8 protein-coding genes are annotated in these 12,063 nt (G+C 62.4%); 5 read left to right on the top strand and 3 right to left on the bottom strand.

Features of this window, described 5'->3' with window-relative positions:
* Window positions 1–39: 39 nt before the first annotated feature.
* The 3 genes from ACESMW_RS00335 to ACESMW_RS00325 form a co-directional block, all read right to left on the bottom strand.
* Window positions 40–1,086 carry a methyltransferase gene (locus ACESMW_RS00335; protein WP_372985107.1) on the bottom strand — a complete coding sequence of 349 codons (1,047 nt, stop codon included), beginning with the start codon at window positions 1,084–1,086 and terminating at the stop codon, window positions 40–42.
* A 7-nt stretch (window positions 1,087–1,093) separates the two neighbouring features.
* Entirely contained in the window at window positions 1,094–1,774 is a 681-nt protein-coding gene (can, locus tag ACESMW_RS00330; protein ID WP_372985106.1) for a carbonate dehydratase, read from the bottom strand.
* Window positions 1,775–1,840: 66 nt separating this feature from the next.
* A complete protein-coding gene (locus tag ACESMW_RS00325; protein ID WP_372985105.1) occupies window positions 1,841–6,727 on the bottom strand; it encodes an NAD-glutamate dehydrogenase in 4,887 nt (1,628 codons plus the stop codon).
* A gap of 160 nt (window positions 6,728–6,887) precedes the next feature.
* Here ACESMW_RS00325 and ACESMW_RS00320 point away from each other — a divergent pair, with 160 nt between their 5' ends.
* From ACESMW_RS00320 to ACESMW_RS00300, 5 genes are read left to right on the top strand one after another with little or no spacing between them, the layout of a single operon-like run.
* Window positions 6,888–7,850, top strand: coding sequence for an AAA family ATPase (locus ACESMW_RS00320; protein WP_372985104.1), 963 nt, complete (start codon window positions 6,888–6,890; stop codon window positions 7,848–7,850).
* Between the two features lie 31 nt (window positions 7,851–7,881).
* Entirely contained in the window at window positions 7,882–8,829 is a 948-nt protein-coding gene (locus ACESMW_RS00315) for a DUF58 domain-containing protein (RefSeq protein WP_372985103.1), read from the top strand.
* Window positions 8,826–9,296 carry a DUF4381 domain-containing protein gene (locus tag ACESMW_RS00310; RefSeq protein ID WP_372985102.1) on the top strand — a complete coding sequence of 157 codons (471 nt, stop codon included), beginning with the start codon at window positions 8,826–8,828 and terminating at the stop codon, window positions 9,294–9,296. Before ACESMW_RS00315 ends, ACESMW_RS00310 begins: the two co-directional genes overlap by 4 nt.
* Window positions 9,290–10,315, top strand: coding sequence for a vWA domain-containing protein (locus ACESMW_RS00305; protein ID WP_372985101.1), 1,026 nt, complete (start codon window positions 9,290–9,292; stop codon window positions 10,313–10,315). The genes ACESMW_RS00310 and ACESMW_RS00305 overlap by 7 nt, the downstream gene beginning before the upstream one ends.
* A complete protein-coding gene (locus tag ACESMW_RS00300) occupies window positions 10,308–12,059 on the top strand; it encodes a VWA domain-containing protein (protein ID WP_372985100.1) in 1,752 nt (583 codons plus the stop codon). The genes ACESMW_RS00305 and ACESMW_RS00300 overlap by 8 nt, the downstream gene beginning before the upstream one ends.
* Window positions 12,060–12,063 lie beyond the last annotated feature (4 nt).

Here is a 12,063-nt window from a genome sequence, read left to right as displayed (position 1 = left end):
TCATCTTTGCCCCTCACCCCAGGGGCTTTTTTTATCCCTTCAGCGGCGAACAGCGCGGTAGACGGTAAACCGACGGGTTTGCTCCAGTCGCTCCACAGTGCCGACATGGCGCCGGATCAGCTCTTCATAAGGCAGGAAACTGTTCGCCACCAGCCGTAACTCACCACCGGATTCCAGGTGAGAAGCGACCTCCCGGAGGAAGCGCTCGGTCATGGAGGTATCGGTCCGCACACCGGTATGAAACGGCGGGTTGGTGACAATAGCGGGCCATTTACCCTCGACGGACGAGAGGCCGTCCGAGGCACGGATATCCCCCGCACAGCCATTGCGTTCATAGGTTGCCCGGGCACAGCTCACCGCCTGCGACTGGACATCGACGCCATCGACCCGGGCCGCGGCCTGATCCGACTGCCGCTGCCAGCCCTGGAGCCAGCTGCCGATCACCCCGGCACCACAGGCGAAATCCAACACTCGGCCAGCACTGACAGGCTCTTTGGCGAGGCTGTCCAGCAACAGGGCCGTCCCCTCATCCAGCTCACCGAGGCTGAAGACACCCGGCATACCGGCCACATCAATGCTGACACCCCCATGCTCTACCCGTGTCCAGGTGATCCAGTCCGCCAGCGCGAACGCCGGGGCCGGCTCCGCAATCTCTGCGCTCCACACCTGGCAATGACGGGCACTATCCACCTTGCCGGCATCGGGCAACCTGGCCCTGAGCTGTTTGACCGCACCGGCGATCCCTTCTTTTTTCTCACCCACCAGGATCAACCGGGCACCGGCCCTGGCCAGCCATAACGCCAGAGCCAGTCGCAGGTCGAGTTCGGCCCTGGCCTTGGGCAGGAAAACCACGATGGTGTCGAGCGTGGCGGGTTGTAGGCCGGGGTCGTCATAGCCGAAACAGGCCTGCCAGCCTGGCACCCCACTCAGAGCGCTGTATACGCCGGCATGCTCACTCATGGCAAGGCCACCCTGCCCCAATCGGGAAAGCAGGCCGGGATCCGTTACCCCGAGCAGACCAACGGCTCCACCGAGCAGGTCACGGTTACGAAGCAATGCCTCGTGGGAATTGGGAAGGGAAGTCATGGAGCGATCAGGCCAGTTTCTGGCGACCGGCACGGACCGGACGCTGAACCAGCTCCTCGACCGCATTCTGCCGGACCTGGTCCCGCTCTTCCTCGTTGGAGATGGACAAGCCCATGTCCCGGAGCAGACCATCGGCCACGTCGTAGACAAAGCCGTGAACCGTCAGGGGCTGCCCGCGACGCCAGGCTTCCTGGACGATGTTGTTCTGGCAGACGTGCCCCACCTGCTCCACCACATTCAGCTCGCACAGGCGGTCGATCCGGTCCTGCTCACTTGTGATCGCGTCCAGTGTTGCCTGATGACGATCGCGAACGTCCTGGACATGACGCAGCCAGTGACTGATCAGGCCGAAGCCCTCGTTCCGCAGCGCTGCACGCACACCGCCACAGCCGTAGTGGCCCACCACCAGAATGTGCTTCACCTTTAGCACCTCGATGGCGAACTGCAGCACCGACAGGCAGTTGAAGTCGGTGTGCACAACCACGTTGGCCACATTGCGGTGAACGAAGAGTTCACCGGGCAGCAGATCCACAATCTGGTTGGCCGGTACCCGGCTGTCGGCGCAGCCGATCCAGAGGTATTCCGGCGCCTGCTGATTGGACAGGCGGTCGAAGAACTTGGGATCGACAGACTTGATGCCGTTGGCCCAGGCCCGGTTCTTGTCCAGCAGATTATCTAGCTGCCCCATGCAAACAACTCCCGTTTCTGACAAAAGTGCCGGAATTGAAAGCGAATCATTGTCAAAACGCAATACTCAGTTGGTCTCAAGCCCGACTTCACCCTGGGGCTGATGGATCGTGCTCTGGGCCAGATCCAGCAATTCCCGCAATGCAACCGAGAACATGGCGTACTCGGGCTCCCGGGTGCTCTTGAGTTCCGCCAGCATGGATTTCCAGCGATCAATCAATTGTTCATGCTGGTGCATCCAGCTTTCCACGGAGGCGGGCACATCCGCCGGCTTTTCTGCCAGCTTCAACACCCCGGTGGTCAGGGCCCGTTGCTGCCAGTCCAGGTCCTCCCGGAAGCTCTCCCGGGCCAGTGCCTCCCAGTGGGACACCGGCTGCAGATCGGCAATGGCCGTGGCAAACCAGGTCAGGTCAAGCCGGTCACCCAGTTCAAAATAGAGATTGGCCACCGTCTTCAGTGGCATACCGGTAGCCTCCTTGGCCTCAATGATACCCAGGGAGGAATACAGATAACCGGTCCCGGAAACCACCGATGCAAGTTCCTTCGGCAAGCCCGCTTCGACGAGATTTGTGTGGCGCTTCTCCCAGGCCTGGCGCGCCTGCTCACCCAGGTAGTCCGGCAGGCCGGCGGTAATGGCCCAGACACTGTCGGCAAACCGTTCCATGTGGCTCTGGATGCTCAGCTCGGCCCGGCGGTTACGCAGCAGCCAACGGACGGAGCGGCGCATCAGGCGCATCAGGTCCTGCATCAGCTCCATCTGCAGTCTGGCCGGAATATGGAAGTCTTCCGCCTCGATCCGGTCCCACCAGTTATCGATGCGGAACACATCCCGCGCGATAATCCATGCCAGGGCGATGGAAGCAGCGTCGGCACCGGTGGACTGGTTCAGGCGCTCCACAAAGGTGATGCCCATGTGATTGACCATGTCATTGGCAATCTGCGTGGCGATGATTTCGCGCCGCAGCTGGTGCTCACCCAGTTCCGAACTGAACTGCTGGGTCAGGGCGCGGGGGAACACCTTGTACATTTCACCGGCCAGCAGCGGCTCGTCCGGCAAGGTGCTGTCGATCAGAGTCTGTTTCAGGTCCCCTTTCACGTAGGAAATCAGCACCGACAGCTCCGGCCGGGTCAGCCCCTTCTTGTCGAGCTTGCGCTCGGACAGGGTTTCGTCGTCCGGCAGGAATTCCAGGGCCCGGTTGAGCTTGCCTTCGCTCTCGAAGGTATTCATCAGCCGGCGGTATTCCTCGAGGCGCGTGGCGGCATCCTCACTGGCGATACTGATGGCCTGGGTCTGACGGTAGTTGTTCTTCAGCACCAGCGCCGCGACATCGTCGGTCATCTCCTCCAACATCACGTTCCGCTGCTTCTCGGTGAGATCGCCGACAGCCACGGCCCGATTCAACAGGATCTTCATGTTGACCTCGTGGTCGGAGCAATCCACACCACCGGAGTTGTCGATGAAGTCGGTGTTCAGGCGGCCGCCCTTGAGGGCGTACTCGATCCGGCCCAGCTGGGTCAGGCCCAGGTTGCCGCCTTCGCCCACCACCTTGCAGCGCAGCTCGGAGCCATTGATCCGCAGGCCATCGTTGGCCTTGTCGCCCACATCGGTGTTGGATTCGGAACCGGCCTTCACGTAGGTGCCGATACCACCGACCCAGAGCAGGTCCACCTGGGCCTTGAGGATGTGGGAGATCAACATGTTGGGTGGTACGCGATCGGCCTTGATGCCCAGCAGTTTTTTCATTTCCGGGCTGACCGGGATCGACTTGGCGTTCCGGCTGAACACTCCGCCGCCCTTGGAGATCAGCTTGGTGTCATAATCGGTCCAGGCTGACCGGGGCATTTCGAACAGGCGCTTGCGCTCCCGGAAACTGGCCTCGGCATCCGGATCCGGGTCGACGAAAATGTGAATGTGGTTGAACGCCGCAACCAGCCGGGTCTTCTCGGAGCACAGCATGCCGTTGCCGAACACGTCGCCGCCCATATCGCCGATGCCGATGGCGGTAAACTCGTCCAGTGCCGGGTTGATGCCCATCTCGCGGAAGTGGCGTTCCACCGACACCCAGGCACCCCTGGCGGTGATGCCCATCTTCTTGTGGTCATAGCCGTTACTGCCTCCGGAGGCGAACGCGTCGCCCATCCAGAAGCCGTATTCCGCGGCCAGGCCATTGGCAATATCGGAGAAGGTCGCTGTGCCCTTGTCGGCAGCCACAACGAGATAGTGATCGTCATCGTCATGCCGGATAACCCGCTCCGGCGGCTTGATCCCGGCATCCACCAGATTATCGGTAATATCCAGCAGGCCGCGGATAAAGGTCTTGTAGGCCTCGATACCTTCGGCCTGAAACGCTTCCCGATCCGAGGGATCCGGCAGTCGTTTGGCCACGAAACCACCCTTGGCGCCCACCGGCACGATCACCGCATTCTTCACCTGCTGGGCCTTGACCAGGCCCAGGATCTCGGTGCGGTAATCCTCGAAACGATCAGACCAGCGCAGACCGCCACGGGCGACCTTGCCGCCCCGGAGATGCACACCCTCGACCCTCGGCGAGTATACAAAGATCTCGAACATCGGCAGCGGCAGCGGCATGTCCGGAATACCGGAGGGATCAAACTTCACACTGATGTAGGACTTGGGCTTGCCGTCCGCATCCAGCTGGAAGTAGTTGGTGCGCAGGGTGGCCTGCATCAGCTCCAGATACAGGCGCATCACCCGGTCTTCGCTGAGGTTTTCAACCTCGTCCAGGCCGGCGCTGAATTCGATCTCCAGTTTCTGCTGAGCCGCCTCGCTCTTGCCCCTGCTCTGATAGCGCTCCGGGTTGAAGCGGATGTCAAAGAAGTCCAGCAGGGTCCGGGTCAGCTGGACATGGTTGACCAGGGTATTGGAGATGAAGGTCTGACTGTTGGAGAAACGGATCTGGCGCATGTAGCGGGCGTAGGTCCGCAAGAGGGCAATCTCGCGCCAGCTCATGTAGGACGACAGCAGCAGGCGGTTGAAGGCGTCGTTTTCCGCTTCGCCGTGCCAGACCCGGCGGAACAGTTCCTCGAAAATCGGCCGGATGCGGTGGATGTCCACCACTTCCCCGGTGTGGGCCTGCAGGGTGAAATCGTGGATCCATACCGACTTGCCGTGGCGATCCAGGACCTCGAACGGATGCTCCCCGATCACCCGGAAGCCCAGGTTATCGAAGATCGGCATCACGTCCGACAACGGCAGCGGCTCGTCCGGGTAGAACAGCTTGAAGTGGAGGGTCGACTCATCCTCCTCCAACGCCCGGTAAAAACTCATGGCCAGATCGTCTCTATCCGCCGAAGCAGCGATGTGATCAAGGTCGATTGCAGCCCGGCGCGGCGAGAACATATCGGTGTAGCTGGGCGGAAATCCTCCAGCCCAAAGCCGGTAGAATTCGTTGCCGCGCTCCTCACCATAGGCTTCGCTCAGCGCCTCGTAGAGTCCGTCGCGCCAGGACTGGGCCAGATCGATGACCTTCTCCCGGATCTCGGCGATCGGCAACTGACGGTTTTCCACCTGGGGCACCCGGATGGTGAACTGCACCCGGGCCAGGACCGACTCGGAGAAGTGGGTAACGAACTCGATGTCCTCGGCTTCCAGGGTCTCGAACAGCACCTGCTCCACCTTCAGGCGCAGCTCGGTGTTGTAGATATCCCTCGGGAAGAAGGCCAGGCAGGTGACAAACTGGCCGTACACATCCTCGCGCATGAACAGCTCGATGCGCCGGCGTTCCTGGATGTAGAGGATGTTCTTGGCCACCCGCAGCAGCTCGTCGGTCTCGATCTGGAAAAGCTCATCCCTGGGGTAGAGGGTCAGGATTTGCTCCAGCTCCTTGCCGGCATAGTCGTTCCGGAGGAAACCGGAACGCTTCATCACGCTCTGGAACTTCCGGCGCAGCAGCGGGATTTCGTCGGGACGCTCGTTATAGACCCGGGCCGTATACAGGCCGAGGAAACGACGCTCGCCAATCACCTCGCCCTTGTCGTTGAACTTCTTGACGGCGATGTAGTCCGGATAAGCTGGACGGTGCACCCGTGAGCGCTGCGCAGACTTGGCGAAAATAAACATGTCGTCGGTACGGGTCATCTCGTGCCGGGTGCGCTGGGGCAGCTCGTTAAGGCGTACCTGATCCGGTCGCTCATTGCTTATCCGGAGGATACCCAGCTCCGAATTGGCGACCCGGCGGACTTCGATACCTTTCTTGTCCTTCACGTAATCGAATTCGTCGTACCCCAGGAAAGTGAAGTGGTCCTCTACCAACCAGTTGAGGAACGCCCTTGCCTCTTCCTTTTCCTCATCGCTGATACCGGCGGTGGTATCGTCCAACTCACCGATAATCCGGTTGACCTTTTCGGTCACAACATCGAAGTCCGAGACCGCGATACGCACTTCGTGCAGCACCGTCTGCAACATCTCCTCCAGATCTTTCAGATCCGACGGATTGCTGTGGCGGTCGATCTCGAGAACGATAAAGGCCTCGTACTCGGCGCCCGAGCCGCTCTTCTTGGTGGAGTGCAACTTTTTGAGCTTGCCGTCCTTGTCACGGTCGACCTGCAGGATCGAGTGCTGGATGGAATGGGTGCCGATTTCCCGCTGGTTGATGGCGATCCGCAGGGAATCGATCAGGAACGGAATGTTCGGATGCAGGATGAAAATGACCGTGTGGGTGGATTGCCAGCCGTCACTTTCCAGGTCCGGGTTCAATACCGATACCGGGGTCTCCTCGGCGCTGCGCTTCTGCAGGAACTGCCAGGCGGCGAGAATGGCGCCGTAGGTATCGGAGAATCGTCGACTCACCAACTCTTCAAGAGGGATGTGCGCGTAATGCTGCTTTGCAAATTCACTGATTTTTTTCGCCTCGGTCTTCGCGATCTTCTGGGAAAACGCATCAGCGAGTTGCTCAAAAAACTGTTCCTTGCTGGCCACAGTCAACGCGTTCATGATCTACCTCTGGTTAGTGTGAAATAAACGTAATCGACGCACTGTCACATAAGCATAGCCAAGCCCTTGATTTTTGCCGTCCAGATGCGAAAACTGCGGCAACTACTTACGAACAATACGGTTCCTTGACGGGACATGGATAAGGGAGCAGTTACATCCAATGTCACTACAGCATACGTTCGGGGAGTTAAGGTCACAGTTAGCCAAAAGGATCATTGGCCAGGAAAAACTGGTAGACCGGCTGCTCATTGCCCTGTTGGCGGACGGCCACCTGCTGGTGGAGGGGGCGCCCGGGCTGGCGAAGACCACCGCCATCAAGGCGCTGGCGGATCACCTCGAGGGGGATTTCCACCGTATCCAGTTCACCCCGGATCTGCTGCCGTCGGATGTCACCGGCAGTGAGATCTACCGGGCCGAGACCGGACAATTCGAATTCCAGAAAGGCCCCATCTTTCACAACCTCGTGCTTGCTGATGAAATCAACCGTGCGCCCGCGAAGGTGCAGTCCGCCCTGCTGGAAGCCATGGGCGAACGGCAAGTCAGCGTCGGCCTCAGGACCTTTCCCCTGGACAAACTGTTCCTGGTGATGGCCACCCAGAACCCGATCGAGCAGGAAGGCACCTACCCGCTGCCCGAAGCCCAGCTGGACCGTTTCCTGATGCATGTAGTGATTGACTATCCCTCGGCCGAGGCCGAAAAGGCGATCCTGCATCTGGCAAGGAACGATTACCGCCAGGGACTGCCAAAGGCCGAAACCCGTATCAGTGCGGAGCAGGTCTTCGCCGCGAGGGCCGAGGCCGCGGATATCTTCATGGCCGAGCCGGTTGAGCAATACCTGCTGGCTCTGGTACTGGCGACCCGGGATGCCGCCAGTCTGGACCCGGAACTGGCCCGCTGGACCGCTTTCGGCGCCAGCCCCCGGGGCACCATTGCCCTGGACCGGTGCGCCCGGGCCAGTGCATGGCTGGATGGCCGGGACTATGTCACCCCGGATGACGTCCGGGCGATGGCCTTTGACGTGCTCCGGCACCGGATCCTGCTGACCTTCGAGGCCGAAGCCGAGGGCATGACGCCGGACGCGGTTATCGCGCGGCTGATCGACCGGGTTCCGGTTGCCGCCTGAGGGCCTACATTCCTGTGCAAGACCAGACGCCATGGTAAGCAGTCAAGCCACGACACACATCAGCCTGCCTGACCTGATCCGGTTGCAGGCGGATGCCCGGGCCCTGAAGCTGCCCTCGGCCCGGCCGGTAAGGTCCCGGCAGGCGGGTTTGCAGCGCTCACCGCAACGGGGGCGCGGGATGGCCTTTGCCGAGGTGCGCCAGTACCAGCCGGGCGATGACATCCGCAGCATCGACTGGCGGGTTACCGCCCGAAGGCAATCTCCGCACACCAAACTGTACGAGGAGGAACGGGAGCGTCCCGTACTGCTGCTGTGCGATCTGGGACCCAGCCTGTTCTTCGCCAGCACCGGCGCCTACAAGCAGGTCCGTTGCGCCCAGGTGGCGGCGATCCTGTCCTGGCTGGCCCTCTGGGCCGGAGACCAGGTCGGCGGGATCGTCTTCAACGGTGAGAAGCTCCAGGTGCTTCGGCCGGCCCGTCGCAAGAAATCGGTGCTGCGATTGCTCGATGCCCTGGCGGAACAGCAGCACAAACCCGACCGCAACGGGGGACTGCCAGCCTCCGGCATGGAGAACGGGCCCTGGCTCGATCAGGCGCTGGCCGAAGCCCGGCGCGTTGCCCACACCGGCAGCCGCATCTTCGTACTGAGCGATTTCCTGCAGATCTCTGACGACACTGCCTCCCTGCTCGGGGCCCTGGCACGCCACAATGCCGTCAATGCCATCCGGATTGTGGATCCGCTGGAAGAGCAGCTGCCCGACAGCGGCCGGTTCGCGGTTGCCGGGCCGGACGGCCCGATCTGGTTCGATGCCGGCAACCCCCGTTTCCAGCAGGCCTGGCGGCAACGCATTACAGCCCACGAAACACGGCTGGCGTCCTGTTTCCGCACCGCCGGTGTTGTTTCCGCGACGGTTTCAACCGGCGAGGATCCAGCCTCGGTGCTGAAGTCCTTGCTCGGGCCAAGGGGGCGCATCGGATGAATCCACAGGATCCCCTGAGCCAGCTGCGCGACATCCACCTTCCCGCCACCGGTGGTTTCTGGCCCCCGGCGCCGGGCTGGTGGGTGCTTGCCCTGCTTATTCTGGCTGTCCTGACGCTGACGGTGGTAGCCCTGCTTCGCCGCAGGCGTCGCAGTCGCTGGCGCAGACAGGCGATCCTCGCCCTGATTGACCTCGAGCAAAAGGCGGAACCGACGCCTGTCTGGTTCGCCCGCCTCAATACGCTACTCAAGCAGGCAGCCAGGGAATGCCACCCGGAAAGTCGACCCCAGGCCCTCAGCGGCGGCGCCTGGGTGGATTTCCTGATCGCCACGGCACCGGAGGGGCAAACTCCTGAGCGACACCAGCTCGAGGCGATGGCCCATGCCGCCTGGATGCCAACGGTACAGGCCGATCCCGCCGAAGCGATCCGGTTTGCCCGCCACTGGCTGGGAGGGCAGAAATGCTGAGCCTGGCTTATCCCTGGGTGCTTGTCATCGCCCTGCTCCCGCTGTTGATCCAGTGGCGCCGACCGGCCCGCCGGCAGGTGGACGCACCAGTCCTGCCCACCGGGCACTGGTTGTCCGGCTTGCCCGGCGTCAGTCGTCAGGGGAACGCCACCCCGTGGTGGCGCAGACTGCTGCTCGCTCTACTGTGGCTACTCCTCGTGCTGGCATTGGCGCGCCCCCAGTATGTGGGTGAGCAGGTGCAGCTGCCGGTTACCGGGCGCGACCTCATGCTGGTGGTGGATATCTCCCCCTCCATGGACGAGCGGGACATGGTGATCCAGGGCCGCAGCATCAACCGTCTGCAGGCGGTCAAACACGTGCTGAATGATTTCATCTCGCGGCGCAAGGGCGACCGGCTCGGCCTGATCCTGTTTGGCACCGAGCCCTACGTCCAGGCACCGCTGACTTTTGATCTGGAAACCGTGCGCACCCTGATGCAGGAATCAGGACTGGGCATGGCAGGCCGGGCCACGGCAATCGGCGACGCCATCGGATTGTCAGTCAAGCGGTTACGGGACCGCCCCCAGGAACAACGAGTCGCGGTGCTGCTCACTGACGGCGCCAACACCGCAGGAGAGATCAGTCCGGACAAGGCCACGGAAATCGCCGCAGCAGCCGGCGTCCGGCTGTATACCATCGGGATCGGGGCCGACACCATGGTGCAGCGAGGCCTTCTCGGTTCCCGACGGGTCAATCCCTCCCGGGACCTGGACGAGGGCCTGCTCACCCGCATGGCGCAGGCCACCGGCGGCCAGTACTTCCGAGCCCGTAGCCTGCCCGAACTGGAAATGATCTATGAGAGCATCAACCAGCTCGAAGCCATCGAACTGGAGGGCAAATTCTACCGGCCGGTGACCGAGCTGTTCGTCTGGCCGGCGGGCATGGCGACCGGTCTATGGCTGATACTCGCCCTGGCAAACCTCGCCGCCCGACGCCGCCAATCCGGCGCAGAAGCGCGGGGAGGAGCGCAACATGGCTGACTTCCATTTCCTTCGCCCACTCTGGTTGCTACTCCTTCTCGCGGTACCAGTACTCGTGGTGATACTCCGCAACGCAGGCCACGGCGACAGCGGCTGGTCACGGCTGATTCCCGCCCCCTTGCTGTCACCACTGATCCGGTCCGGGGGTCAACAGAATGGCAGGGGCGGTTCTCCGCTTGTGCCGGTCTCCCTGGCACTGGTGATACTGGCGGTTGCCCTGGCCGGCCCGGCCTGGCGGGAGGCACCCACGCCCCTGAAGCAACCGGGGGACAGTCTGGTCATGGTGCTGGATCTGTCGCTGTCCATGCTCGCCACCGATGTGGAACCCGACCGCCTGACCCGGGCCAAACGCAAGATCCGGGATATCCTCAAGACCCGGGAGGGAAGCCTCAACGGTCTGGTGGTCTATGCTGCCGATGCCCATGTGGTCACACCGCTGACCGATGATGCCCGCACCATCGAAGCCATGCTCAAGGTGCTGGACCCGACGATCATGCCGGCCCAGGGCAACCGCGCCGATCTGGCGGTCACCCGGGCAACAGAGCTGCTGCAACAGGGAGCGCCGGGCAAAGGCAAGATCCTGCTGATCACCGATGATGTCCGGGAGGGGTATCTGCCCGGAATCACCCACGCCCTGGCAGGCACGCCTTACACCCTCAGCACCCTGATGGTCGGCACCGAGGGTGGCGGCCCCATTCCCCTGGCCAAACGGGGCTTCATGCGCGAAAACGGGGAGATCGTGATTACCCGGGCCGATCCCGGCGCACTTTCCGATGTGGCCGCGGAAACCGGGGGCTCCTTTCACGCCCTGACCCTGGACGACACCGATGTCGAGGCACTGAAACTGGCGCCAGAAGACAGTGACGACTGGCAATCCGCCGACTCCGACCAGACCGTGAATCGCTGGCAGGATGATGGCTACTGGCTACTCTGGCTTGCGCTCCCACTGATCCTTCTGGGCTGGCGCCGGGGCGGGTTTGCTGTGCTCGCCCTGCTAATCCTGCCCCTGATGCCCGAACCGGCGCGGGCTGCAAGCTGGGACAGCCTCTGGCAACGGGAGGATCAGCGGGCGCCGGAGCTGATCCGCAAGGATCCCGAGCAGGCCGCCCGTGAACTCGAAACCCCCTCCTGGCGGGCGCCTGCACTCTACCGCTCCGGAGAGTATGAACAGGCGGCCAAACTGTTTGGATCCCTGGATGGTCCGGAGGCAGATTACAACCGGGGCAATGCCCTGGCCCGGGCCGGCAAGCTCGAACAGGCTCTCGACGCCTACGAGAGCGCCCTGGCGCAGGCACCGGAGATGGAGGACGCGCGCCACAACCGGGACCTGGTGGAGCAACTGCTGGAACAACAGCAGCAGGATCAGCAGGACCAGGGTGGCAGCCAGGACAACCCATCGCAGCAGGGCGATGACCAACAAGCCGGACAGCAGCCTTCCCCCTCCGGGGAGGATCCATCCGGTCAGTCGGACAGCCGTCAGGACAGCGGTCAGGGCGAACAGGAATCGGACCCCGCGCAACCGCAACAGGATCCGGCTAGCGGCCAACAGGGAGAGTCCGGGGAACAACAGGACGGGCAACAGGCGCAAGCCCCGGCCGCGATCTCGGAGACACCCCTGAGCCAGGGGCAGGAACAGTGGCTCAGGCGCATTCCCGACAATCCCGGCGGCCTGTTGCGCCGGAAATTCCTGCAACAGTACCAGGAACGTCAGACACCACCCGCTGAGGGCGATACACCATGGTAAAACG

It is taken from the genome of Marinobacter sp. (assembly GCF_041690455.1).
Taxonomy (GTDB): domain Bacteria; phylum Pseudomonadota; class Gammaproteobacteria; order Pseudomonadales; family Oleiphilaceae; genus Marinobacter.
The sequence above is the reverse complement of the archived record's forward strand: the minus strand, read 5'-3'. Positions and strand labels throughout refer to the sequence as shown.

Coding starts and splice junctions, on each gene's coding strand:
- ACESMW_RS00335 (WP_372985107.1), bottom strand. CDS start 1,086: ATGACTTCCCTTCCCAATTCCCACGAGGCATTGCTTCGTAACCGTGAC.
- can (WP_372985106.1), bottom strand. CDS start 1,774: ATGGGGCAGCTAGATAATCTGCTGGACAAGAACCGGGCCTGGGCCAAC.
- ACESMW_RS00325 (WP_372985105.1), bottom strand. CDS start 6,727: ATGAACGCGTTGACTGTGGCCAGCAAGGAACAGTTTTTTGAGCAACTC.
- ACESMW_RS00320 (WP_372985104.1), top strand. CDS start 6,888: ATGTCACTACAGCATACGTTCGGGGAGTTAAGGTCACAGTTAGCCAAA.
- ACESMW_RS00315 (WP_372985103.1), top strand. CDS start 7,882: ATGGTAAGCAGTCAAGCCACGACACACATCAGCCTGCCTGACCTGATC.
- ACESMW_RS00310 (WP_372985102.1), top strand. CDS start 8,826: ATGAATCCACAGGATCCCCTGAGCCAGCTGCGCGACATCCACCTTCCC.
- ACESMW_RS00305 (WP_372985101.1), top strand. CDS start 9,290: ATGCTGAGCCTGGCTTATCCCTGGGTGCTTGTCATCGCCCTGCTCCCG.
- ACESMW_RS00300 (WP_372985100.1), top strand. CDS start 10,308: ATGGCTGACTTCCATTTCCTTCGCCCACTCTGGTTGCTACTCCTTCTC.